The 25,536-nt window shown below is 27.9% G+C and carries 23 protein-coding genes, 1 tRNA gene and 1 pseudogene; 23 read left to right on the plus strand and 2 right to left on the minus strand.

The window, feature by feature from the left end; translation table 11 throughout:
- The first annotated feature begins 306 nt into the window (after positions 1-306).
- The 5 genes from zapE (at position 307) to FD726_RS01590 (ending at position 3,744) form a co-directional block, all read left to right on the plus strand.
- On the plus strand, positions 307-1,443 hold the full coding sequence (gene zapE, locus FD726_RS01570) for a cell division protein ZapE (RefSeq protein ID WP_159989842.1): 1,137 nt from the start codon (positions 307-309) through the stop codon (positions 1,441-1,443).
- Positions 1,444-1,609: 166 nt separating this feature from the next.
- Entirely contained in the window at positions 1,610-2,038 is a 429-nt protein-coding gene (gene rplM, locus FD726_RS01575; protein ID WP_159989843.1) for a 50S ribosomal protein L13, read from the plus strand.
- Positions 2,039-2,084: 46 nt separating this feature from the next.
- The gene (rpsI, locus tag FD726_RS01580; protein WP_159989844.1) at positions 2,085-2,483 is read left to right on the plus strand and encodes a 30S ribosomal protein S9; all 399 of its coding nucleotides are present in this window, start codon (positions 2,085-2,087) and stop codon (positions 2,481-2,483) included.
- A 120-nt stretch (positions 2,484-2,603) separates the two neighbouring features.
- Positions 2,604-3,245: a stringent starvation protein SspA gene (gene sspA / locus FD726_RS01585; protein WP_159989845.1), complete on the plus strand. Its 642-nt coding sequence runs from the start codon at positions 2,604-2,606 to the stop codon at positions 3,243-3,245.
- A gap of 4 nt (positions 3,246-3,249) precedes the next feature.
- Positions 3,250-3,744, plus strand: coding sequence for a ClpXP protease specificity-enhancing factor (locus tag FD726_RS01590; RefSeq protein WP_159989846.1), 495 nt, complete (start codon positions 3,250-3,252; stop codon positions 3,742-3,744).
- Positions 3,745-3,906: 162 nt separating this feature from the next.
- Here FD726_RS01590 and FD726_RS01595 read toward each other — a convergent pair whose 3' ends face one another.
- A complete protein-coding gene (locus FD726_RS01595) occupies positions 3,907-4,569 on the minus strand; it encodes an ATP-binding cassette domain-containing protein (protein WP_159989847.1) in 663 nt (220 codons plus the stop codon).
- A gap of 509 nt (positions 4,570-5,078) precedes the next feature.
- On the opposite strand from FD726_RS01595, the gene FD726_RS01600 reads away from it, so the two are divergent.
- Together FD726_RS01600 and murA are read left to right on the plus strand one after the other, a co-directional pair.
- Entirely contained in the window at positions 5,079-5,336 is a 258-nt protein-coding gene (locus FD726_RS01600) for a BolA family protein (RefSeq protein WP_159989848.1), read from the plus strand.
- A gap of 52 nt (positions 5,337-5,388) precedes the next feature.
- Positions 5,389-6,645, plus strand: coding sequence for a UDP-N-acetylglucosamine 1-carboxyvinyltransferase (gene murA / locus FD726_RS01605; protein ID WP_159989849.1), 1,257 nt, complete (start codon positions 5,389-5,391; stop codon positions 6,643-6,645).
- 45 nt (positions 6,646-6,690) lie between these two features.
- On the opposite strand, the gene ispB is transcribed toward murA, so the two are convergent.
- On the minus strand, positions 6,691-7,662 hold the full coding sequence (ispB, locus tag FD726_RS01610; protein WP_159989850.1) for an octaprenyl diphosphate synthase: 972 nt from the start codon (positions 7,660-7,662) through the stop codon (positions 6,691-6,693).
- 214 nt (positions 7,663-7,876) lie between these two features.
- On the opposite strand from ispB, the gene rplU reads away from it, so the two are divergent.
- The 16 genes and pseudogenes from rplU (at position 7,877) to pnp (ending at position 25,244) form a co-directional block, all read left to right on the plus strand.
- Positions 7,877-8,188 (plus strand): 50S ribosomal protein L21, encoded by a 312-nt coding sequence (rplU, locus tag FD726_RS01615; RefSeq protein ID WP_159989851.1) that lies wholly within the window; start codon positions 7,877-7,879, stop codon positions 8,186-8,188.
- A 12-nt stretch (positions 8,189-8,200) separates the two neighbouring features.
- Complete coding sequence (gene rpmA, locus FD726_RS01620; RefSeq protein WP_159989852.1) at positions 8,201-8,458, plus strand: 50S ribosomal protein L27; 258 nt, start codon at positions 8,201-8,203, stop codon at positions 8,456-8,458.
- A gap of 78 nt (positions 8,459-8,536) precedes the next feature.
- A pseudogene (gene cgtA / locus FD726_RS01625) lies at positions 8,537-9,532 on the plus strand (Obg family GTPase CgtA); the annotation flags it as partial.
- Between the two features lie 683 nt (positions 9,533-10,215).
- Positions 10,216-10,692, plus strand: coding sequence for a transcription elongation factor GreA (greA, locus tag FD726_RS01630; protein ID WP_159989854.1), 477 nt, complete (start codon positions 10,216-10,218; stop codon positions 10,690-10,692).
- Between the two features lie 766 nt (positions 10,693-11,458).
- Positions 11,459-13,327, plus strand: a complete 1,869-nt coding sequence (ftsH, locus tag FD726_RS01635) for an ATP-dependent zinc metalloprotease FtsH (protein WP_159989944.1) — start codon at positions 11,459-11,461, stop codon at positions 13,325-13,327.
- Between the two features lie 75 nt (positions 13,328-13,402).
- Positions 13,403-14,245: a dihydropteroate synthase gene (gene folP, locus FD726_RS01640; protein WP_159989855.1), complete on the plus strand. Its 843-nt coding sequence runs from the start codon at positions 13,403-13,405 to the stop codon at positions 14,243-14,245.
- Positions 14,238-15,602: a phosphoglucosamine mutase gene (gene glmM / locus FD726_RS01645; protein ID WP_159989856.1), complete on the plus strand. Its 1,365-nt coding sequence runs from the start codon at positions 14,238-14,240 to the stop codon at positions 15,600-15,602. Before folP ends, glmM begins: the two co-directional genes overlap by 8 nt.
- A 117-nt stretch (positions 15,603-15,719) precedes the next feature.
- The gene (secG, locus tag FD726_RS01650) at positions 15,720-16,034 is read left to right on the plus strand and encodes a preprotein translocase subunit SecG (protein WP_159989857.1); all 315 of its coding nucleotides are present in this window, start codon (positions 15,720-15,722) and stop codon (positions 16,032-16,034) included.
- 36 nt (positions 16,035-16,070) lie between these two features.
- Positions 16,071-16,157 (plus strand) — tRNA-Leu (locus FD726_RS01655).
- A gap of 368 nt (positions 16,158-16,525) precedes the next feature.
- Complete coding sequence (gene rimP, locus FD726_RS01660; protein ID WP_159989858.1) at positions 16,526-16,993, plus strand: ribosome maturation factor RimP; 468 nt, start codon at positions 16,526-16,528, stop codon at positions 16,991-16,993.
- An 11-nt stretch (positions 16,994-17,004) separates the two neighbouring features.
- Positions 17,005-18,492: a transcription termination factor NusA gene (nusA, locus tag FD726_RS01665; protein ID WP_159989859.1), complete on the plus strand. Its 1,488-nt coding sequence runs from the start codon at positions 17,005-17,007 to the stop codon at positions 18,490-18,492.
- 17 nt (positions 18,493-18,509) lie between these two features.
- Positions 18,510-21,146, plus strand: coding sequence for a translation initiation factor IF-2 (gene infB, locus FD726_RS01670; RefSeq protein WP_159989860.1), 2,637 nt, complete (start codon positions 18,510-18,512; stop codon positions 21,144-21,146).
- Positions 21,147-21,204: 58 nt separating this feature from the next.
- Positions 21,205-21,576, plus strand: coding sequence for a 30S ribosome-binding factor RbfA (gene rbfA, locus FD726_RS01675; RefSeq protein ID WP_159989861.1), 372 nt, complete (start codon positions 21,205-21,207; stop codon positions 21,574-21,576).
- Positions 21,576-22,490: a tRNA pseudouridine(55) synthase TruB gene (gene truB / locus FD726_RS01680; RefSeq protein ID WP_159989862.1), complete on the plus strand. Its 915-nt coding sequence runs from the start codon at positions 21,576-21,578 to the stop codon at positions 22,488-22,490. The genes rbfA and truB overlap by 1 nt, the downstream gene beginning before the upstream one ends.
- Before the next feature lie 117 nt (positions 22,491-22,607).
- The gene (gene rpsO / locus FD726_RS01685) at positions 22,608-22,877 is read left to right on the plus strand and encodes a 30S ribosomal protein S15 (protein WP_159989863.1); all 270 of its coding nucleotides are present in this window, start codon (positions 22,608-22,610) and stop codon (positions 22,875-22,877) included.
- A gap of 246 nt (positions 22,878-23,123) precedes the next feature.
- Positions 23,124-25,244 (plus strand): polyribonucleotide nucleotidyltransferase, encoded by a 2,121-nt coding sequence (gene pnp, locus FD726_RS01690; RefSeq protein ID WP_159989864.1) that lies wholly within the window; start codon positions 23,124-23,126, stop codon positions 25,242-25,244.
- Positions 25,245-25,536 lie beyond the last annotated feature (292 nt).

The following is a 25,536-nucleotide window of genomic DNA, read 5'->3' on the forward strand; positions in this document are numbered from 1 at the left end:
AGTTGTTAAGCTGAAATAAATCAAAATATATTTATTTTTTATTTAACAAATAAAAATAAAATAATTTTCATTTATTACTTTATTTATTAATAAGTTACTACTTACTACAAACATAATTATTTTTATGATATAATAAGTTGTATATTTATAGTTTGCTGGTGATATTGATATATATTTTTAATATTTTTTTATCAAAAATTACTTTTATTAAATATCAATTAAAAAATAAGTTTTTTATTGTAATTAATAGTATTGTTTTTAAAAATTGCTATTTATAACTAAATATTTTAATAATTTAAAAAAATAATGCAAAATTTTCCTCTAGGTCTCATATACAAAAAATCTATATTGATAAATCAATTTGTATTTAATGAAGTACAGTATAAAACTATAAGTTTATTAAATGAATTATACAACAATTCATTTAATAATCATCAATTTAAGTATTATAATTTAAAAAAATGGTTGAGATTAATAATTAAATATATTAAAAAAAATAAAATAGAAATAACAACAAAAGGAGCTTACTTATGGGGTAATCCTGGATGTGGAAAAACTTGGATAATAAATTTATTTTTTCAATCAATTTCTAGCAAAAGAAAAATGTATTTTCATTTTTATAGTTTTATATTATTTATTCGTCAAAAATTAAAAATATTGCAAGGTCATAGTAATCCTTTATTAATGATTTGTAATCAATTAAAAAAAGAAACAGATATTTTGTTTATAGATGAATTTTATATATCTGATGCTAATGATTCTATACTTATTGGTACTATAATTAATGAATTATTAAAAAGTAAAGTAATCTTAATATTAACTTCTAATATACATCCCGAAGGATTAAATCATAAATATTCAGAAAATAATAGTTTGTTGTTGATAATTAAAAACATAAAAAAATATTTTAAAATAATTAATATGAACTGTGGAATCGATTATAGGAATAGATATTTAAAATCTATTTGTTTATGGAAATTTCCACTTAATAGTGATGCATATGATTATATGGAAAAAATGTTCTACTATTTATCAGGAAATAAACTTAAAACATCTATATTAAATATTAATTACCGTGATATAATAGTACTTGGCAACAGTAATAATGTATTATCAGTAGATTTTAATGTAATTTGTGGAGAAGGTCGTAATCAACACGATTATGTAAGACTATGCAGTATTTTTCATAGTATATTAGTACATAATATTCCAATTATGATGTATAATCATGAAAATGAAGCAAAAAGATTTTTGTTGTTAGTAGATGAATTATATGCTAATAACATTAGATTAATAATTTCTGCAGAAACCGATAGATTCAATATTTATCAGGGTAAAAAACTAAAATTTGAATATAAACGTTGTGTATCACGTTTAGAAGAAATGCAAAGTGACAACTATTTTAAATCACAACATCAATATTTTGCTACCTACAAAAAATAAAATTCGATTTTTATGGTTTAATTATTTATAATATGTTGGTACAATATTTTTATGATATAGTTGATATGGTAAGTTGTCTAATTATAGATAAAATTAATATCTGACTTTTCATAAGTGATAATTATAATTTTATCCATATCAAATTTATATTTTGGGTAAACTTTTAATGAAAACTTTTACAGCTAAAAAAGAGACCACTAAACATGGCATCTATTTTATTGACGCTTCTGGTAAGATTTTAGGTCGTTTAGCAAGTGAGATAGCACGTAGATTAAGCGGTAAACATAAGGTTGAATATACCGCTCATGTTGATACAGGTGATTATATTATTGTTTTAAATGCTGACAAAATTTTAGTAACTGGTAATAAGCGTTCCAATAAAATTTACTATCATCATAGTGGTTATCCAGGTGGTATTAAAAAATCTAATTTTGAAGAAATGATTATTCGTTCTCCTGAACGTATAATTAAAATAGCAGTTAAGGGAATGTTGCCAAAAAATAAAATAGGAAATGCTATGTATCGTAAACTAAAAGTTTATTCAGGTAATAAGCATAAACATCTAGCACAAAAACCTCAATTCCTTAACATTTAAAATATACAATAATTTTTTAGTATTTAAAATATAATAGAGAAAAGTAATGGTTGAAGTTCAGGACTATAATTATGGAACTGGTCGTAGGAAAAGTTCATCTGCACGTATATTTATTAAACCGGGTAGCGGTAACATTACAATTAATAACCGTACTTTAGAAGGATATTTTAGTAGGAAAAATGCTTGCATGATTGTACTACAACCTTTGGATTTAGTTAATTTAAATAACAAGTTGGATTTATATATTACTGTTAAAGGTGGTGGTGTATCTGGTCAAGCTGGAGCAATTCGTCATGGAATTACTCGGGCTTTAATAAAATATAATAAATATCTACATAATGATTTTCGTAAAGCAGGTCTCCTTACTCGTGATGCACGCCAGGTGGAACGTAAAAAAGTAGGTTTACGTAAAGCTAGACGTAGTCCACAATTTTCAAAACGCTAATAAATTTATTATCTTATGAAATAACATTAACAAAAGACCTGCTGGGCAGGTTTTTTGTTTTTTACGAAACTAAACTTTTATGAAAGAACTGATTTATTAAAAATATGCAAGGAGGTTTTAATGGCAGTTACTGCTAATAAACGCTCTGTAATGACATTATTTTCTGGTCCTTCTGACGTTTTTAGTCACCAAGTACGTATTGTATTAGCCGAAAAAGGAATAAATGTAGAAATTGAGCATATTAAAATAGATAATCCACCTAAAGAATTAATTAAACTAAATCCTTATGGTACTGTTCCTACACTTATAGATCGTGAATTAACATTATATGAATCACGTATTATAATGGAATATCTAGATGAAAGATTTCCGCATCCACCCTTAATGCCAGTTTATCCAATAGCACGAGGAGAAAGTCGTTTAATGATGCATAGAATTAATCGGGACTGGTATAGTATAATGAATATTATAGAAAATACCGTTGGTAACGAATCCGAAATAGCCTCTAAAAAATTACAAAAAGAATTATTAGAAGTGTCTCCATTATTCAGTCATTCACCATTTTTTGTGAGTGAAGAATTTAGCTTAGTAGATTGCTATTTAGCTCCATTATTATGGCGATTACCTTTACTTGGCATCAATGTAGATGAAATGTATTGTGATGCTTTTCATGAATATATGAAACGAATTTTTAGTAGAGACTCTTTTCTTACTTCTTTGACTGATGTTGAACGTGAAATGCGTTCACAATTTAGGAGTTAATATGATGGAAAACATAAAAATGACTAATGTTCGTCCTTATTTATTACGTGCTTTTTATAATTGGTTAATAGACAATCAATTGACACCTTATTTACTAGTAGATATTAATATAGCTGAAGTAAAAGTACCTCTTACATATGCTGCTGATGGTCAAATTCTATTAAATATTGAACCAAATGCTGTAAAAAATTTAAATTTAGGCAATAATAATATTTCTTTTAATGCACGTTTTAGCGGAATTGTGCATAATATCAATATTCCCATAGAATCAGTTTTGGCTATATATGCAAGCGAAAATGGAATAGGTACTATATTTGAATCTAATAATGAATTAATATCTAAAAATAATTTAAATGTTCATAATAATATTCAAATGTCATTAATAGACAATAAGAAAAATGTTAAAGATAAATTTAACGGAAATAATAAAAAACATGACGAAGATATCACTAAAAATAATCGAGATAAAAAACATCCTTACCTTCGCATTATAAAGTAACTTTATTAATAACTTTAACTAACAAAAAAGAAATTTGACTTGATGTTTTTGATTACATTGATTATTTTTATGTATAAATAATTTATTCTTTGTTATTAAAAATTATTAATAACGGTTACTAGATATTAGTAACCAAAATTAACACATGAATTAAATTATTAACTAATCAAAATGCATAATAATTTTTCCTTTGTTTAATACATAGGCACGTTTACAAATTTTTAGTGTTTCGATAGCATTTTGTTCAATAATTAATACTCCTATTCCTATTTTTATTAAATAGTTTATAGCTGTTTCTAAAATTTTTCTTGAATTGTTATCTATATTACTAAATGGTTCATCCATTATAATAAATTTAGGGTTAGCAGCTAAAGTGCGTGCAATTTCTACAATTTTTCTATTACTTCCTAGCAGATCACTCCCCATATTATCTTTTAGGTGTTCTATATGTAGTTCTTTCATTAAATTATCGACATAAATATGATGTTCTCTTTCATTTATATCATTTCTGATTTGAACTATAGATATAATATTATTATATACACTTAAATTACGGAAAATAGATGGTTTTTGAGGGATATATCCTATACCAAATGCATTACGATTAGATATAGAAAAATCTCTTATATCTTTCTCATTTATAGTTATTTTACCTTCACTTATAGGTGATATTCCCATCAACATATAACCTATAGTAGTTTTTCCCGAATTTTGAGGACCAAATAATCCTATAATTTCTCCAGATTTTATATATAAACTTACATTGTCTACTATATTACAACTTTCATATATTTTAACTAAATTTTTTGCGATTAATATTGACATGTTAGTGTTATTAAAAATAATAAATAAAAGTTTTACTAATTAATTATTTATAATATCTTTTTTTGTTAATATTTAAATAATGTGTTTATTATACTTTTAGATTAAATATTTACCTGATCATTTATATAAACCACAAATAATAGTATAATTTATGAAATATTTCAATAAATTATAACTATTTAATATAGAAGTAAATATTCACTACAATGTAGCAATAAACTTAATTTATCTTTTAAATTTAATAAAATAATATTTTTTTAACGTCATTGATTATTTGATATTTTATTTTTTTTAAAGTAAAATTTTCTTTAAGATTACTGTAATTAGTTAAATTCAAGAATAGTTTAGATTAATAAATTAATTACAAGGGAAAATACTATTTATTTACTAGAATTTAATTAAAGTTAATTACTTATTATTTTTATAAATTTTCTATTGTTTTAATAAAAGTATTAATAATATGAATATCATATATATTTAAAAATCTAACGTTATAGTGAAATATAAAAATGAAAGAAAATGATATTAAAACTTTATTAACAACATCATTAAATTTAGATAAAGTTTATGTAACGAGTGAAAATGAAAATTATTTCAAAATAATAGCAATTGGAAAAATATTTAGCAAACTGAATTATGTACAAAAACAACAATTAATTTATAAACCACTAGCTAAATATATTTCAGATAAAACAATCCATGCTGTTTCCATAAAAACTTATACTCCTCAAGAATGGTCTAATAATAAAAAATTTATTAACTTTTAATTCTTAATGTATCTATATTATTAATGATAATAATTTATTAGGTATCTTGTTAATGGAAAAATTTTATGTGCAAGGTCCTACATGCTTAAATGGTAGGGTATCTATTTCTGGAGCAAAAAATGCAGCATTACCTATTTTATTTTCCACTTTACTTACTGAAGAACCAATTGAGCTTCAAAATATTCCGCGTTTACATGACATTGATATTGCTATACAAATTCTTAGAAAATTAGGGGCAACTATTAAATGTAATAATTCTTCTATATATGTTGATACAAGTAAAGTTAATACTTATAAAGCTCTTTATAGTATAGTTAAAACTATGCGAGCTTCTATTTGGGCATTAGGTCCGTTATTAACAAGATTTGGTTGCGGACAGATTTTACTGCCTGGAGGTTGCGCTATCGGTAATAGACCAATTGATTTGCATGTACATGGTTTGAGTAAATTAGGTGCTATAGTGAATTTAGAAGAAGGTTATATTCAAGCTAAAATACATACACAGCTAAAAGGTGCCTATATATCGATGGAATCAATCAGTGTTGGAGCTACTATTACAGTCATGATTACAGCCACATTAGCATCAGGAATAACAACAATTAAAAATGCTGCCAAAGAACCGGAAATTATTGATACAGCAAATTTTCTTAATACTCTAGGTGCAAAAATTAATGGCGCAGGTAGTAATGAAATTATTATAGAAGGAGTAAAAAAATTATATGGGGGTGTATACCGCATTTTACCTGATAGAATAGAAACTGGTACATTTCTTGTAGCAGCTGCTATTTCAGGTGGTAATGTTATTTGTCTTAATACATTACCTAATTTACTAAATATTGTATTATCTAAACTATATGCAGCAGGTGCTGATATTAACATTGGTGTAGACTGGATTAGTCTTAAGATGAAAGGAAAACGACCAAAAGCTGTAAACATTTATACCTCTCCATACCCTGGATTTCCTACTGATATGCAAGCCCAATTTAGTTTACTAAATATGATAGCAGAAGGTAGAAGCATTATTAAAGAGACTATATTTGAAAATAGATTTATGCACCTTCCAGAACTTATACGTATGGGAGCAAATGTAACAATAAGATCTAATACTGCTATTTTTCAAGGAGTCAATAGTTTAAAAGGAACAAGAGTAACAGCTACTGATTTAAGATCAGCAGCTAGTTTAGTATTAGCAGGATGTATAGCAAAGGGAACTACGATAATAGATCATATTTACCACATAGATCGTGGTTATGAAAATATAGAAAATAAGTTAGCTTCTATAGGAGCTATAGTAAAAAGAATTAAGTAATTGTTATTTTTTATTATAATATTTATAATCACATTATAAAGTTATTTAATGTTTTCTATTTATTGAAATGTTAGCAATTAATTTTAAAGCATCACTCCATTGATTTTTTGGTAAAAAGTTTAGTGCATCAATGGCTTTGTTTATTTCATGTTCTGCTATTATCCTGGTCCAATCTAATGATCCGTATTGATTCATAATATCTAATATTGGCTGCATTAACTTGATATCATTTCCTTCTTTAACCGATTTATAAATAATTTTCTTCTCTTGTGGAGTACTATTTCTAATTGCATGTAACAATGGTAAAGTAATTTTACCTTCTTTTAAATCTTTTCCTGTATTTTTTCCTATTTTTTTATTATTGGAACAATAATCTAAAATATCATCAATTAGTTGAAAAGCCATACCTATATGCATTCCATATTTTTTTAGTGCTTTTTCTTGTATTACATTTGCGTTTGAAATAATAGCTGCACTTTGTGCAGCAACTTCAAATAAACAAGCAGTTTTTTTATAAATTACATTCATATAATCTTTTTCAGAAATATCTAAATTTTTACAATTTATTAACTGCAATACTTCTCCTTCTATTATTATATTTATCGCTTTTGATATTAAAGAAACAATTCTAATTGATCCTATACTAGCCATCATTTGGAATGCTTTAGTATAAATATAATCTCCTGACAGAACACTAAAAGAATTTCCAAATTCTATATTAGCTGTAACTTTTCCCCTTCTTATACTAGATTCATCTACTACATCATCGTGTAATAATGTAGCAGTATGTATGAATTCTATCAATGCTGCATTAGTTATGTGTAATTTACCATGATAATCAACAGAACGTGCAGATAATATTGCTATTATCGGACGTATACGTTTTCCTCCGCTATTTATTATATGTAATCCCAGATTATTTATGAGTGAAACTTTAGAATCTAAATTACTCATGATACTCTGGTTGACATCATTCATGTCTCTTTCTATAAGTTTGTTGATTTGTTCTAAATTCATTATTTTTTATTTAGTTCTATTAATTAATTGAATAATATATCAATTAGTATATTATATCAAAATTATATACAATTGTATTAATTTTAAATTGGTTTTTTTTTGGATTATTGTTTTGTAATGTTGTTTTAATTTGATGATTTGTGTAAAATTTGATTTTTTAATAAAAAGTAATAATCTAAATATAACTAAACAATAGTTTAAAGGTGAACTTTATATGTATGCTGTTTTTCAGAGTGGTGGTAAACAATATAAGGCAATTGAAGGTCAAATTATTCAGTTGGAAAAATTAAATTTAAAAATTGGAGATAAAATTCAATTTAAAGATATTTTAATGATTTCAAAGGGTGAATATTTTAAAATTGGTACACCATTTGTCTTAAACAGTACCATTAATGGAGAAATAATCTATCATGGAAGGAATAAGAAAATTAAAGTGATTAAATTCCGTCGCCGTAAACATTATAGAAAACAACAAGGACATCGTCAGTGGTTTACTAAAGTAAAAATTATTAATATTAATACTTAGAGGGTTTAGAAATTGGCACATAAAAAAGCTGGTGGTTCATCTAGAAATGGAAGAGATTCTCATTCCAAGAGATTAGGTGTAAAACGTTTTGGAGGAGAATGTGTTATGGCAGGTAATATTATTGTTAGACAAAGGGGCACAAAATTTCACGCTGGTAGCAATGTAGGATGTGGTCGTGATCATACTTTATTTGCACTAACGAGTGGAAACATTAAATTTGAGTTAAAAGGACCAAAAAAACGTAGATATATAAGTATTATTCATGCATAAAATTGAATTAATTATATATTTAACATCACATTTTATCGTACTTGATTCTATTACTTTACTTTATGGTAGAAATAAATAATGAAATTTGTTGATGAAGCAACCATTTTAGTAGTGGCAGGTAATGGTGGTAATGGTTGTGTAAGTTTTCGTCGTGAAAAATATATACCTAAAGGAGGACCTGATGGTGGTGATGGTGGAGATGGTGGTAATGTTTATTTGATAGCTGATGAAAATTTAAATACTCTAATTGATTTTTATTTTAAGAAAGTTTTTTATGCTCAACATGGTAAAAATGGTGGTAGCAAGAATTGTCGAGGAAAAAGTGGAGAAGATATTTTTGTTAAAGTGCCATTAGGTACTCGTGTTATTGATTATGATAACAATGAAATATTAGGAGACATGATAGATCATAATCAAAAATTAAAAGTTAGTAATGGAGGTTGGCATGGTTTAGGAAATTACCGCTTCAAATCTTCCACTAATCGTAGTCCATATCAAAAAACATCAGGTACTAAAGGGGAAAAACGCACTTTATATCTTAAGTTAATGCTATTAGCAGATGTAGGAGTTCTTGGTTTACCAAATGCTGGAAAATCGACTTTTGTTCGTAGTATTTCTGCTGCAAAACCAAAAGTAGCTAATTATCCTTTTACTACTTTAATACCGACTTTAGGAGTGGTAAATATAGATAATAAGAAATTTACAATAGCTGATATTCCAGGATTAATAGAAGGTGCTGCTCATGGAGTGGGTTTAGGAATACGTTTCTTAAAGCATTTAGAACGTTGTAAATTATTACTACATTTGGTAGATATTTCAAATATTAATAATGAAACCGATTTAATTAAAGATATCAATGTTGTAATCATAGAACTTAAAAAGTATAATGACGATTTATTTAATAAGCCAAGATGGTTAGTATTTAATAAGATCGATTTAATAAATGAAAAAAAAATTCAGTTACGTATTGAAGAAATTATTAATTATTTAAACTGGAAAGATAGATTCTACTTGATTTCCAGTTTTACTAAGAAAGGTGTTAAAAATTTATGTGGTGATTTAATTAGTTACATTAAATTACAAGGTGAACAAGAACAAAATTAATAATTTATCCTAGTAAAAATTAATACAATCTAAATTCTTTCCTTTCTCTTAAAGATATAAATATTATTACTTAACATGAAATATATATACTAAAAAACGCGATATATTTGTATTATAATTAGTAAAATAAATTAAGATTTTACAAATTTATTATTATATATATAAATAGCAAATACATAAATTTAATGATTAATTGTTTTCATAATTAATCTTAATTATATGATATAATTAGAAAAAGGTTATGTAATAAAAAAATATAAGATATTACTTACGATACTTAAAGAATTTCATGCTCTTTAATATAAAAATCGTTTCATAAAAACGGTTAAATGTTCATTTTGAATAAACATTAAATTCTGATATGTGACAAAATTAACTATCACAGTTAGTTATGCAATAGTTGTTTATGTTTATAATATAAACGATAAAATTATAAAAAGTATTTTAGAATAATTTTATGTATCAAGAAAATATATAGTAGCTAAATATATTTATTAAATTTTAATTTATATGAGTAGTAGCTCTTTAAAATTTCGCATTTTTATTGATTAAATAAAATTTAATAAAAATCGAATTACTCTTGAAAACCATTTCAATAATCACTGATCAGGAGAAATTATTTAGGATAGATAAAAAAATGAGGAAATTACTAAATGAACCCAATTCCAATGACTTTAAAAGGTGTTGAACAATTAAGAAAAGAATTAAATGAACTAAAAAACGTGAAACGTCCACGCATAATTGCTTCTATAGCTGAAGCACGTGAGTACGGAGATTTAAAAGAAAATGCAGAATATCATGCTGCTCGTGAAGAGCAAGAATTTTGTGAAAGTCGTATTAAAGAGATTCAAATAAAACTCTCTAATGCTCAAATAATTGATATAACTCAGTTACCAAAAACAGGACGGGTGATTTTTGGTTCAACGGTAAGTGTACTTAATATTAGCACAGATGAAAAATTTACTTATAGAATTGTAGGTGATGATGAAGCTGATTGCAAAAAACATTTGATATCTATAAATTCACCTATGGCTCGTGGATTAATCAGCAAAAAATCTAATGATATTGCAATGATAAAAACTCCTGGTGGTGATGTAAAATACAAAATTTTGAATGTTGAATACCTTTAAACATTAATCTTGTAAAGAAATAAAAAATTAATGTAGAATTATACAAAAGGCTGCGCTAATGCAGCCTTTTTGAGTAATCAGTTGATTTTATTCCCTATTAACGATAATTTTATTAGCTATTTTTTTAAAACGGATGATATTAAAATTATTCGATAATAAATTCAATACTTAACTAACATTTAGATTCATCTCAATTTTTTCTATACTAGGGGATTGAAAATAACTATTTTTATCGCCATCTCGATTTAAATGCTTGTGATATATAATAATGATAATTATTACAAATAAAAAAGTAAATTAATTTAAATTTTTAAGAAAAAATAGATATAATGATCTATTAAGGAAACTAAATATTCCATACGAAATAAAAATTATCTTAAATTTTATCTATCATCATCTTTAAGTAAGAATTTTTATTACGGAAATAATTATGAATAAAAAATTAATGTATTACTAATAATATAAATACAAAATTGTTGAGTTTTTTCTTAATATTCACAATGAAATTATTCAATATATTATAACAATTAACTATTTATAAATACAACATATACTGTTAAATTTGATAAAATCAATTTATTAAGATAAAAAACAACAAAATTTTATTAATAGTATTTAATTGCAGTTGATCCAAAATTTATAATTAAAATTTATGCATAAGTAGGTAATATTCGTTACAATCATATAAGTAATGACTATCAGGATAAATAGTAACCTACTATATTTATTAACATTGTTGTAATATGAGGTTAATCCTTTGAGTGATATGGTGAAAAACCTAGTTCTTTGGTTAGTCATCGCGATTGTGTTGATGTCTTTATTTCAAAGTTTTGGTCCCAATCAACTAACTAGTCATAAAATTGATTATTCAAATTTTTTATCTGAAATCAATCAAGATAAAGTACGTGAAGTACGAATCAATGGGCGGGAAATTACTGTTATCAAAAAAGATAATCGCAAATATATAACTTATATTCCTATTAATGATTCTAAACTTCTTGATACCTTACTGACCAAAAACATTAAAGTTGTCGGTGCACCTCCAGATGAACCTAGTTTATTAGCTTCGATATTTATATCTTGGTTTCCAATGATGTTACTGATTGGTATTTGGATTTTTTTTATGCGCCAAATACAAGGAGGTGGTAAAGGTGCAATGTCATTTGGTAAAAGTAAAGCTCGTATGTTGACAGAAAATCAAGTTACCACTACTTTTGCTGATGTTGCTGGTTGTGATGAAGCTAAAGAAGAAGTAAGCGAATTAGTTGAATATTTACGTGAACCTGATCGCTTTCAAAAATTAGGTGGAAAAATTCCAAAAGGTATATTGATGGTTGGACCTCCTGGTACTGGTAAAACTTTACTGGCTAAAGCAATAGCTGGTGAAGCAAAAGTACCATTTTTTGCTATTTCAGGTTCAGATTTTGTTGAAATGTTTGTAGGAGTAGGAGCATCTCGTGTTAGAGATATGTTTGAACAAGCTAAGAAAACAGCACCTTGCATTATATTTATTGACGAAATTGATGCTGTAGGACGTCAAAGAGGAGCAGGTTTAGGAGGAGGACATGATGAACGTGAACAAACACTAAATCAAATGTTGGTTGAAATGGATGGTTTTGAAGGAAATGAAGGAATAATAGTTATTGCAGCAACAAATCGTCCTGATGTTCTAGATCCTGCATTACTTCGTCCTGGTAGATTTGATAGACAAGTTGTAGTTGGATTACCTGATGTTCGTGGAAGGGAACAAATTTTAAAAGTACATATGCGTCGCATACCGCTTTCTGCTGATGTTAAACCTATTATTATAGCCCGTGGTACCCCAGGTTTTTCTGGTGCTGATTTGGCAAATCTTGTTAATGAAGCAGCTTTATTTGCTGCTAGATTAAATAAAAGAGTTGTGTCAATGTCTGAATTTGAAAGAGCAAAAGATAAAATTATGATGGGAGCAGAACGAAGATCTCTAGTGATGACAGAATCTCAAAAAGAATCAACTGCATATCATGAAGCAGGGCATGCTATTATTGGTCGTTTAGTGCCAGAACATGATCCGGTTCACAAAGTAACAATAATTCCTCGAGGTAGAGCATTAGGTGTTACTTTTTTCCTTCCTAAAGATGATGAAATTAGTATAAGTAAAAAGAAATTAGAAAGTCAGATTTCTACACTTTATGGAGGTAGACTAGCTGAAGAAGTAATATATGGTATAGATTATGTTTCTACTGGTGCTTCAAATGATATCAAAATTGCTACTAATCTAGCTAGAAATATGGTAACTCAATGGGGTTTTTCTGAAAAATTAGGTCCTTTACTATATGCAGAAGAAGAAAGTGAAATATTCTTAGGACGTTCTGTAGCGAAATCTAAAAATATATCGGATGAAACAGCTCGTATTATTGATCAAGAGATTAGGAAGCTAATAGATATCAATTATCAACGTGCTAGGTGTATATTATATGAAAACATGGATATACTTCATGCCATGAAAGATGCTTTAATGAAATATGAAACAATTGATGCATTACAAATAGATGATTTAATGGCACGGCGTAAGGTTCGTCATCCAGCTAGTTGGGAAGGTTCTAATGATATGAAAAATCAAAACTCAATAAATAATATAACTCACACAACTTAATAAAGAAAGTTAGTATAAATTTAACGTAATGACCTTTTAAAATTTAAGTATCATTAAGAACTAGGATTTAATGTTGTGAAATTATTTTCCAGAAATTCTTGTTTACTTTTATCTCAACCAAATATCATGGGAATTCTGAATATCACGCCTGATTCCTTTTCTGATGGTGGCAAATATAACACATTATCACAAGCTTTACTACATGTTGAATATATGATTAAAGCGGGAGCTAATATCATTGATGTAGGCGGTGAATCAACTCGTCCTGGTGCTGATAGTGTATCAGTTAATGAAGAATTAGAACGTGTTATTCCTATAATAGAAGCTATTAAAAAAAATTTTGAGATATGGATTTCAGTAAACACATCTAAACCTGAATTAATTTATGAATCTTTTAAAGCAGGGGTTCATATGATCAATGATGTCCGTTCACTGTATGAAAATGGAGCTTTAAAAGCTGCAGTGTATACTAATTTACCTGTTTGTATCATGCATGGACCATCAGGAATATTATGTCATAATAAATATAAGTATGAAAACGTTATAGAAGAAGTTAATAAATATTTTCATAAACAAATTACTCGATGTGAAGAATCAGGAATAAAGAAAAGTAATATAATTTTAGATCCGGGTTTTGGTTTTGGTAAGAACATCAGTCATAATTATCAGTTATTAGCTAATCTAAATAAATTTCATCATTTTGGATTACCCATATTAATAGGCATATCCCGTAAATCAATGATTGGTAATGTATTAAAGGCTAATCCATCAAACTGTTTAATAGGCAGCGTTACTTGTGCAGTTATTGCTTTACTACAGAATATTCAAATTATTCGTGTACACGACGTTAAAGAAACTGCAGAGGCAATGAACATAGTAAAAATTATACAAGATATAAAGGAACGTAATTATGGGTGATCTTAAATATTTTGGTACTGATGGTATTAGAGGAAAAGTAGGAGAATTACCAATTACACCAGATTTTGTTTTAAAGTTAGGTTGGGCAGCTGGGAAAGTGTTTACAAGACAGGGATCAAAAAAAATAATTATAGGTAAAGATACTCGTATTTCTGGTTATATGCTAGAATCAGCATTAGAAGCAGGTTTATCTGCAGCAGGTTTATCAGTTGCTTTTACAGGACCCATGCCAACACCAGCAATTGCTTATTTAACTCGTACTTTTAGAGCAGAAGCTGGAATTGTTATTTCTGCTTCTCATAATCCTTATGACGATAATGGTATTAAATTTTTTTCTTCTAAAGGCACTAAATTACCTAATCATATAGAAAAATCTATTGAATTAGAAATGGAAAAAAAAATAACTTGTGTGGAACCATCACAATTAGGACGTGCTAGCCGCATTGTTGATGCGTCAGGTCGTTATATCGAGTTTTGTAAGGGAACTTTTCCTAGTAATTTAAATCTTAACGGAATAAAAATTGTTGTTGATTGTGCAAACGGATCTACTTATCATATTGCACCTAATGTACTTCGCGAACTTGGAGCAGAAGTAGTGCCTATTGCTGTAAAACCAAATGGCGTAAATATTAATAAAGAATGCGGTACATCTCATGGCTATATGTTGCAACGTGTTTTATCAGAAAAAGCTGATATAGGTTTATCGTATGATGGTGATGGTGATCGTATCATGATGATTGATCATTTAGGATCTAAAGTAGATGGTGATCAAATTATTTATATTATTGCAAAAGAAGGTTTGCGTCATGGTAATTTACATGGTGGAGTGGTAGGTACTTTAATGAGTAACATGGGTTTAGAAATTGCACTTAACCAATTGGGTGTTGCATTTGAACGCACAAAAGTAGGTGATCGTTACGTAATAGAAAAAATGAACAAGAAAGGTTGGAGATTAGGAGCTGAAAATTCTGGTCACATAATTATATTAGATAAAACAACTACTTGCGATGGTATTGTTGCTAGTTTACAAGTGCTTTCTGCAATGATTAGTAATCAAATGAGTTTACATGATTTATGTACTGGAATAAATATGTTGCCACAGATATTAGTCAATATTCATCTACCTGATAATAAAAATTTGTTAGAAAAAAACAAAAACCCATTAGAAAATAATGAAGTAATAAAATTATTTCAAAAAATTGAAAAAGAATTGTCTGGTTGTGGTCGTGTACTATTAAGAAAATCAGGTACTGAACCCTTTATTCGTGTCATGGTAGAAGGTAAAGATAAAGAACAAATTAAAAAATTATCTGATCTTCTAGTAAATCAAATTAAATTAACTATTAATATAATATAATTATATACTCATCGTATTTTCAAAAAAATATTGCAGAAAAACAGTATGTTTGTTAAAATTCTTAACATATATCATGTAAATCATAAAAAATAATTTTTTTGGATAATTAAGTTAATTATGTACTTAGCTATTTTAATATTTTTCTTTGCTGTATGTATTGCTTTTATATTCTTTGTTATGCTTCAACAAAATAAAGGTGCTGGGATAGAAACTTCTTTTAATTCAAATGCATCAAATGTGATTTTTGATTCTATAAACTCTGATAGTATTTTAAATAAAACTATCGCTATTTTAGCTATATTGTTTTTTTTAATTAGTTTAATGTTAAACAATTTAAATAGTAATAAAATACTAGACAAAAATGAATGGGAAAATCTTTCTGCCCCTTTAAAAAAATCAGGCAAAAAAAGTTATCAGTCTATTAAGCAATAATTACAATACGTTGAATGAACAAATTTAACTAATAATACCGAGGTGGTGGAATTGGTAGACACGCTACTTTGAGGTGGTAGTGCCTATTTTGGTATGCGGGTTCAAATCCCGTCCTCGGTACCATTTTTATAATCATAATATTATAAATTAAATTCATGAAACTGTTATTTATACTATTATTCTTGATAAATATGATATTATAAAGAGATGTTTAATATTGTGTTATAATTTATTTGTATATATTATTATATAATATAGCTTACTGATTATTTTTTATTAATTTTTAAAACTTTTTGTTTATTTATGTTAGGTTTTGTTTATTTAGGTTAGGTATATTAAGGATCTTTTAGGGGGTAGGTTATTTGTTATTCTAGAGCATTTAATATTTAGTGAACTGATAACAAAAACCCCGAACTCGGGGTTTTTTGTTATCAGTTGATTACATAAAATAGTAGGAAATAACCCTTTTATTACTATGCTGAGGAATAGTTTTGCCGAAATTAAGAAAAAACTTACTAAAGTTAATATCAACACAAATAGAAAATCTAGGATACAAATTAATAGGGATTGATTTTATTAAAAACAATCGTGTATCAACTTTCCGTATTTATATTGATAATAAAAATGGTGTCAATATAGAAGATTGTGCAAATGTTAGCTATAAAATAGATACAATAATGGAACTAGATAATTCAATTAATGTACCATATAATCTTGAAATATCATCACCAGGATTATACCGTCCTTTATTTAATTCAGAAGATTATTTGAAATTTTTAGGTAAAAAAGTAAGTTTATTATTGTATGTAGCGAATAAAAATCGTCGAAAGTGGGAGGGAGTTATCAAATCTGTAAAAGGAGATTTAATTACGGTAAATGTTGAGGGACATGATGAAGTTTTCTCTTTAAATAGTATTAAAAAAGCTAGCTTAATTCCCTACTTCCAAAATCCGGCTTGAGAAAAACCAAAATGAACAAAGAGATATTAGCTGTTGTAGAAGCCGTTTCTAATGAAAAAGCTTTACCACGTGAAAAAATCTTTGAAGCACTGGAACGTGCATTAGCTACAGCAACTAAAAAAAAATATGAACATGAAATAGACGTACGTGTCAGTATAGATCGTAAAAGTGGTGATTTTAATACTTTTCGTCGATGGGAAATAGTACAAGAAGTAATACAACCAACACGTGAGATTACTTTAGATGCAGCTAGATTTGAAAATCATAAGTTAAATATAGGTGATTATGTTGAAGATAAAATAGAATCAGTAACTTTTGATAGGATTACTACTCAAACTGCTAAACAAGTAATAGTACAAAAAGTACGTGAAGCTGAACGAGCTATGATCATTGATAAATTCAGTGAACAAAAGGGCGAAATGCTCACATGTATGGTAAAGAAAGTTAATCGTGATAGTATATCTCTGGATTTAGGTAATAATGCTGAAGCTATAATTTTACGAGAAGATTATCTACCTCGGGAAAATTTTAGGCCAGGTGATAGATTACGTGGAGTTTTATATTCAATACGTCCTGAAGCAAGAGGTATTCAACTTTTTATAACTCGTTCTAAACCAGAAATGTTGATAGAATTATTTCGTATTGAAGTTCCAGAAATTAATGAAGAGATTATTGAAATTAAAGCAGCTACTAGAGATCCTGGTTCTAGAGCTAAAATTGCAGTAAAAACTAACGACAAAAGGATTGATCCTATAGGTGCTTGTGTTGGTATGCGAGGCGCACGAGTTCAAGCTGTATCTAATGAGTTGGGAGGAGAGCGTATTGATATTGTGTTGTGGGATGATAATCCAGCTCAATTTGTTATTAATGCAATGGCACCAGCAGATGTAACATCTATTGTGGTAGATGAAGATAAACACACTATGGATATTGCGGTTGAACCTAATAATCTTGCTCAAGCTATTGGTCGTAATGGACAAAATGTTAGATTAGCTTCACAACTTAGTGGTTGGGAATTGAATGTAATGACCATTGAAGATTTACAAGCAAAATATCAATCTGAAGCACATGCAGCAATCCATAATTTTACTAAACATCTTGATATCACTAGTGATTTTGCTTCTATTTTAGTTGAAAAAGGTATTTCTTCTTTGGAAGAACTAGCATACGTACCAGTTCATGAACTCTTAGAAATTGGAGGACTTAAAGAAGAAGTTATTAAAACTTTACGAAAGAAAGCCAAGAATGCACTGACTACTATAGCATTAGCTAAAGAAGAAAGTATAGTTAGACATAAACCTAATAAGGATCTTTTAAATTTAAAAGGCTTAAATCGTACTTTGGCTTTTCGCCTAGCATCAAAAGGTATTTCAACAATAGAAAATTTAGCTGAGCAAAGTATTGACGATCTAATCGATATTGAAGAACTAACTGAAAAACAAGCTGGTGCATTAATTATGGCTGCACGTAATGTATGTTGGTTTAGTAATAAAGCGTAATAACGGGAAGGAATATAATGATAGATGTAACCGTACAATCGCTGGCCTCAGAAATTCAGATTTCAGTAAATCGGTTAATTCAACAATTTGCTAATGCAGGAATATCCAAATCTGAAAATGATGTAGTAACTCAGCATGAGAAAGAAATTTTATTATCTTATTTAAATCATAAACATGGAAATAAAAATTATTCTGATAAATTAATTTTACAACGTAAAATTCGCAGTACATTAAATATACCAAGTATTGGAGGAAAAGCTAAGTCGGTAAAAATTGAAGTTCGCAAAAAACATACTTATACTAAAGATATCTTAGAAGTTGGAAAATTTAATATAGAAAAAGATTTAGAAATAAAAAATAAGTTATCTACTGAAAATGAAATAAAATCAAAAATAACAAATTTACCTAAAGCACAAATTAATCATTTAAAAGTTAATAAAAATATAAACAATAAAATTACCGAAGAAATGACAATAAATCAGCAAAGCAAAAAAAATCTCCTTGAATCTGAATTGCCTAAATTAAAACGTAAAGCTGAAGAAACAGCTCGTAGTAGAATTGAAAAACAAGCACGTCTTGCAGTAGAAAAAGCTCGAATTTTATCTGAAAAAAGAGCAGATGAATGGGGAAAAAAAGAAAAGAATCATTACAACTCTCGTACATCAGGTTATGATGCTCGTAATGTTGAAGAAGATAAATATAGGAAAATTGAACCCAGTCATAAATATATACGTAATAATAAAATGTTACGATCCCAGAAAAAAGGCTATAAACGTACAGAACTAAAAAACGAAAATGAAGAAATAAGAAATTTTAATAAATTAGGTAAAAACAATAGAAATCGTCATAAACAACAAAATACAATACAACAATCATTTAATAAACCAATACAGGCAGTAAGTCGTAATATAGTTATTGGCGAAACTATTACTGTTGCAGAATTAGCAAATAAAATGGCTATAAAAGGTTCTTTGGTAATCAAAGCAATCATAAAAATGGGTGCAATGGCAACAATTAATCAAGTTCTTGATCAGGAAACAGCTCAATTAGTTGCAGAAGAAATGGGACATAAAGTAATCTTGCGTAAAGATAATGAGCTGGAAGAATCTTTAATAAAAGATCGTAACATTAATAATGCTATTAAGGAAAATAGAGCACCGATTGTTACTATTATGGGTCATGTTGATCATGGTAAAACTTCATTATTAGATTATATCCGTTCTACTAAAGTAGCTCCTGGTGAAGCAGGTGGTATTACTCAACATATTGGTGCCTATCATGTTGAAACTAGCAATGGAATGATAACATTTCTTGATACACCTGGACATGCAGCATTTACTGCAATGCGCGCACGTGGTACAAAGATAACTGATATTGTAGTTTTAGTTGTTGCTATAGACGATGGTGTGATGCCGCAAACCATTGAAGCAATACAGCATGCGCAAGCAGCTAAAGTACCAATTATAATTGCAGTCAATAAAATTGATAAGCAAGGTCATGATCAGGAACGTATTAAAAAAGAACTAACTCAATATGGTATTGTTCCAGAAGAATGGGGTGGTGAAAATATGTTTATTAATGTTTCTGCAAAAAACGGTACTGGCATAGATGATTTACTAAGTGCAATTTTATTGCAAGCAGAAATAATGGAACTAACAGCTATACGTTCAGGCATGGCAAAAGGAATAGTAATAGAATCATTTCTAGATAAAGGCAGAGGACCTGTTGCTACTGTATTGGTTAAAGAAGGACAACTCAACCAAAATGATATCGTATTATGTGGTTTTGAATATGGTCGTATTAGAGCTATGCGTAATGAAAGAGGACAAAAAGTAATAAAAGCAAATCCTTCTATTCCAGTTGAAATTTTAGGTTTATCTGGAGTTCCATCTGCAGGTGATGATATAACAGTTGTTCAAGATGAAAAAAAAGCGCGAGAAGTTGCTCTGCATCGACAAGGAAAATTAAGAGAAATCAAATTAGCTCGTCAACAACAATCTAAATTAGACAATATATTGTTTAGTCGAGATAAAAAAGAAAAGTCAGAACTAAATATACTTTTAAAAGCAGATATGCAAGGTTCTGTAGAAGCAATTTGTGATTCTTTAAATAAATTATCAACTAAAGAAATAAAAGTAAATATTATATATTGTTCTGTAGGAGGTATAACAGAAACAGACGTAACATTAGCATCTGCTTCCAATGCTATTATAATAGGTTTTAATGTAAGAGCTGATGCATCAGCTCGCTATATAGTTGATACTGAAGGTTTAAATTTACGTTATTATTCTGTAATATATAATTTATTAGATGATATAAAAGCAATAGTGCATGGTATGTTAAAACCAGAATACAGAAAACAGATTACTGGTTTAGCTAAAGTTCGCGATGTATTTAAATCTATAAAATTTGGTTCTGTTGCAGGTTGTATGGTTATAGAAGGTATTATAAAACGTAATGATCCTATTCGTATTTTACGTAATAATATAGTAGTTTATGAAGGTGAAGTTGGTTCTTTAAGACGTTTTAAAGATGACGTAAGTGAAGTACGTAACGGTATGGAATGCGGAATAGCAATTAAAAATTATAATAACATTAATGTTGATGATATAATTGAGGTATTTAAAAATATAGAAATAAAACGTATCAATTAATATGATTCGATAGGTTTTTGTTTCTGTAAACCTATCAAATTAGCAGGATAAGCTACTAATGGTAAAAGAATTTGATCGTTCCTTACGTATAGCACAAGAAATCAAAAAAAAAATAACAATAATATTACAAAGAAAAATAGATGATCCTCGTTTAAAAATGATTACTACTGTGTCTAGTGTAGAAGTTTCCCGAGATTTATCTTATGCAAAAGTATTTGTTACTTTTTTTAAAGCAAAGCATGATTTGTATACTATAAAGAATGGAATGAAAGCATTAAAAGCATCTAGCAAATATATTCGTGTTTTACTGAAGCAAAATATGAAATTGCGAATTATTCCTATAATAAGTTTTTCTTATGATAGTTCTCTTAAAAAAGGAGAATATATTTGTAATATTATTAATCAATTATATGACAAAAAGGAAAATTAATGCATTTTGCTGGTATATTACTATTAGACAAACCCAAGGGTATTTCTTCTAATTACGCATTACAGGAAGTAAAACGTATACTCTTTGCTAATAAAGCTGGATATACTGGTACTCTAGATCCTTTAGCAACTGGTATGTTGCCTATTTGTTTTGGAGAAGCTACTAAATTTTCTCAATACTTGACAGATGCGAATAAACGTTATTTAGTCATAGCTAAATTAGGTAAAAAAACTGATACTGCAGATTCGTATGGTATGGTAATTAAAGAAAAACCTATTATGTTCAATGAAAAATATCTACATGAGGTATTAGATACTTTTAGAGGTAATATATTACAAATTCCATCTATATTTTCAGCAATAAAATATCAGGGACGTCCTTTGTATAAATATGCTCGTAAGGGTATAATAATCGAGCGTAAAGCTCGGCCTATTTTCATAAATGAGCTAAAACTAATTAGATACAATAAAGATGAACTTGAATTGGAAATAAATTGTTCTAAAGGCACTTACATTCGTACTCTTATTGACGATATAGGTGAAAAACTAGGTTGCAGTGCTCATGTTATTAAACTACATAGATTACAAGTTGCAAATTGTTCTTTAGATAAGATGATCACTTTAGATCTATTAAACAAATTATTTTCTATTTTTATTAAAACTGGTATTTCTTTAAAAGAATTTATTAATCAATTATTATTGCCAATAGATAGCCAATTATCTCATTTGCCTATGGTAAATTTACCTTCTTTTATAGCAGAAAAGTTCAAAAAAGGACAATTAACATTTATTAATAACTTACCACCAAAAGGTTTCATACGTGTAACAGAAGGTGAATTACATAAATTTATAGGTATTGCAAAAATCAATAATGATAAATGTCTCATACTACATCGTTTGTTAAATAGTTTATGATAATTTTCATTAGTTTTGTGAATATTTTTATTTTAATAATTAAGTTAATTAATGAAATATCTTAAGTAGATATAAAGTAAATAATAATTTTATATTCATTCAATGGAGTATTACATTATGTCTCTAGGAATAGAACTAAAAGAAACAATAATTTCTAAATACAGGAATAATCCTAATGATAAAGGTACTACTGAAGTACAAGTTGCTTTATTAAGTGCTCGTATCAGTGATCTGCAACTACATTTTTCTAAACATAATAAAGATCACCATAGTCGAATTGGACTATTACGCATAGTATCTAAGCGTCGCAAACTATTAGATTATTTAAAACGTCAAGATGCAATAAGATATAATAATTTAATTGAAAGTCTTAATATACGTCGTTAAATAATTTAATTTTTTAACTAAAAATAATATAAATAAGTATAAAATAATTCTATATACTTAATAAAATAATATTTTATATTACTAAATCAATTAGCAATAATTCATAACATGGATTATTGTTACTTAACATGGTCTTTATTTCATAAAATGAAAATTTTGTATTAATAATTTTAAATATGAAATTATAGATTAAAAATAAACGGCAGGCTGAAAATAGCGTTGCCCTCAAAACTGAGGACTGTGATTTTGTTGAATCCGATATTAAGAAAATTCCAATACGGTCAACATACTATTACTTTAGAAACTGGTATGATAGCACGACAAGCTACTTCAGCCGTAATGGTAAGTATGGATGATACTGCAGTATTTGTGACTGTTGTGGGTCAGAAAAAAATCAAGTGCGAACAAGATTTTTTTTCTTTAAATATTACCTACCAGGAAAGAAGTTATGCAGCTGGTCGTATTCCTGGTGGTTTTTTCCGTCGTGAAGGCCGCCCAAGTGAAAGTGAAGTTTTAATTGCACGTTTAATTGATCGCCCTATTAGACCTTTATTCCCTGAAAGTTTTAATGATGAAATTCAAATAATAGCTACTGTACTTTCTGTCAATCCTCAAATTCATCCAGATATAGTAGCAATGATAGGCGCATCTACGGCTTTATCTCTATCAGGACTTCCATTTAATGGACCTATTGGTGCTGCACGAGTAGGATATATTAATAATCAATATGTGCTAAACCCAACTATCAATGAACTTAAAGAATCTCGGTTAGACTTAATTGTATCTAGTAGCAAAAACGCTGTATTAATGGTGGAATCAGAAGCTAAAATTCTAACAGAAGAACAAATGTTAAGTGCTGTAATTTTTGGTCATGATCAACAACAAATTGTCATAGATAATATACAAGAATTAGTCAATGAAGCAGGTAGAACTAGTTGGGATTGGAAACCAGAAATAATTAATGATATATCAAAATTACGTATTGAGCAATTATCTAAAGATAAATTGAGTAATGCTTATTGTATCACTGAAAAACAAGAACGATATGAACAGATTAAATTAATAAAAAATGATGTTATTGCTACTATGCAAATTGAAGATGAATCTTTATCAGAAACGCAAATTAATAAGGTATTACATTATATAGAAAAAAATATTGTTAGAAATAATATAATGAATGGTGAACTACGTATTGATGGTAGAGAGAAAGATATGATTCGTAGTCTAGATATTAGAACAGGTGTATTGCCTCGGACGCATGGTTCTGCTTTATTTACTCGCGGAGAAACACAGGCATTAGTTACTACTACTTTAGGTACTACTAGAGACGCTCAAAATTTAGATGAATTAATGGGAGAAAGAACAGATAATTTTCTATTTCACTATAATTTCCCTCCGTATTCTGTAGGAGAAATAGGAATTGTAGGTTCTCCTAAACGTCGAGAAATAGGTCATGGCAGATTAGCAAAACGTGGCATAATAGCGGTTATGCCGAAAGAAGAAGATTTCCCTTATACCATTCGTATTGTAGCTGAAATTACGGAATCTAATGGTTCCTCTTCTATGGCATCTGTGTGTGGAGCATCTTTAGCACTTATGGATGCTGGAGTACCGATTAAATCTGCTGTTGCAGGTATTGCAATGGGGTTAGTGAAGGAAAACGAAAAATTTGTTGTTTTATCAGATATTTTAGGCGATGAAGATCATCTAGGAGATATGGATTTTAAAGTAGCAGGTAGTAAAGAAGGTATCACTGCTCTTCAAATGGATATTAAGATAGAAGGGATTACTCGTGAAATTATGCAGATTGCTTTAAATCAAGCAAAAGGTGCTAGATTACATATTCTTAGTGTTATGGAACAAGCAATTAGTATTCCAAGAAATGAAATTTCTGAATTCGCTCCGCGTATATATACTATTTATGTAAGTCCATTAAAAATTAAGGATATCATAGGCAAAGGTGGTTCAGTGATTCGTAGTCTTACAGAAGAAACAGGAACTAATATTGAACTTAAAGACGATGGTACTATAAAAATAGCAGCCACTGATAATTTAAAAGCTGCAGCAGCAATTCAGAGAATTAAAGAAATAACTTCAGAAATAGAAATAGGTAATATTTATACCGGTAAAGTTACTCGTATTGTTGATTTCGGTGCTTTTGTTTCTATTAATACCACAAAAGAAGGTTTAGTTCATATATCTCAAATCGTGGATAAACGTGTTGACAAAGTATCCGATTATTTACATATAGGACAAGAAATATTAGTTAAAGTAATAGATATTGATCGCCAAGGACGTATTAGATTAAGTATAAAAGATGTTGTAGAACAAAATTTAAAACCTAAGAAAATTATATTAAAAAAGTAATATATAATAATCAGTGTGGATAATATTTTTTCAAATATTATACTATATTATTTGATGATAAAAATGTTATTTTTTATAGCGAAATTGTTATGAATTATTTTTTATGAAAATAAAGGAGAAAATATTATCAGATTTTTTATCATTTTATCTATTAACAATATTTAATAAAGCACAATTTATTACATTAAAGAAGCATTATCTCTTATGACGGTATACTTTTTTTTGTCAATACTTTTCCATTCAAAATAACCTAAAGTTATAAACTAAATTAGTTTCTAAATTAAGAGGAACA

Source organism: Pantoea sp. SoEX, from assembly GCF_009829945.1.
Classification (GTDB): domain Bacteria; phylum Pseudomonadota; class Gammaproteobacteria; order Enterobacterales; family Enterobacteriaceae; genus Pantoea_C.

Bases quoted from the DNA above. Each gene is read 5' to 3' on its own strand.
- zapE (WP_159989842.1), top strand. From the start codon at position 307: ATGCAAAATTTTCCTCTAGGTCTCATATACAAAAAATCTATATTGATA.
- rplM (WP_159989843.1), top strand. From the start codon at position 1,610: ATGAAAACTTTTACAGCTAAAAAAGAGACCACTAAACATGGCATCTAT.
- rpsI (WP_159989844.1), top strand. From the start codon at position 2,085: ATGGTTGAAGTTCAGGACTATAATTATGGAACTGGTCGTAGGAAAAGT.
- sspA (WP_159989845.1), top strand. From the start codon at position 2,604: ATGGCAGTTACTGCTAATAAACGCTCTGTAATGACATTATTTTCTGGT.
- FD726_RS01590 (WP_159989846.1), top strand. From the start codon at position 3,250: ATGGAAAACATAAAAATGACTAATGTTCGTCCTTATTTATTACGTGCT.
- FD726_RS01595 (WP_159989847.1), bottom strand. From the start codon at position 4,569: ATGTCAATATTAATCGCAAAAAATTTAGTTAAAATATATGAAAGTTGT.
- FD726_RS01600 (WP_159989848.1), top strand. From the start codon at position 5,079: ATGAAAGAAAATGATATTAAAACTTTATTAACAACATCATTAAATTTA.
- murA (WP_159989849.1), top strand. From the start codon at position 5,389: ATGGAAAAATTTTATGTGCAAGGTCCTACATGCTTAAATGGTAGGGTA.
- ispB (WP_159989850.1), bottom strand. From the start codon at position 7,662: ATGAATTTAGAACAAATCAACAAACTTATAGAAAGAGACATGAATGAT.
- rplU (WP_159989851.1), top strand. From the start codon at position 7,877: ATGTATGCTGTTTTTCAGAGTGGTGGTAAACAATATAAGGCAATTGAA.
- greA (WP_159989854.1), top strand. From the start codon at position 10,216: ATGAACCCAATTCCAATGACTTTAAAAGGTGTTGAACAATTAAGAAAA.
- ftsH (WP_159989944.1), top strand. From the start codon at position 11,459: ATGGTGAAAAACCTAGTTCTTTGGTTAGTCATCGCGATTGTGTTGATG.
- glmM (WP_159989856.1), top strand. From the start codon at position 14,238: ATGGGTGATCTTAAATATTTTGGTACTGATGGTATTAGAGGAAAAGTA.
- secG (WP_159989857.1), top strand. From the start codon at position 15,720: ATGTACTTAGCTATTTTAATATTTTTCTTTGCTGTATGTATTGCTTTT.
- nusA (WP_159989859.1), top strand. From the start codon at position 17,005: ATGAACAAAGAGATATTAGCTGTTGTAGAAGCCGTTTCTAATGAAAAA.
- infB (WP_159989860.1), top strand. From the start codon at position 18,510: ATGATAGATGTAACCGTACAATCGCTGGCCTCAGAAATTCAGATTTCA.
- rbfA (WP_159989861.1), top strand. From the start codon at position 21,205: ATGGTAAAAGAATTTGATCGTTCCTTACGTATAGCACAAGAAATCAAA.
- truB (WP_159989862.1), top strand. From the start codon at position 21,576: ATGCATTTTGCTGGTATATTACTATTAGACAAACCCAAGGGTATTTCT.
- rpsO (WP_159989863.1), top strand. From the start codon at position 22,608: ATGTCTCTAGGAATAGAACTAAAAGAAACAATAATTTCTAAATACAGG.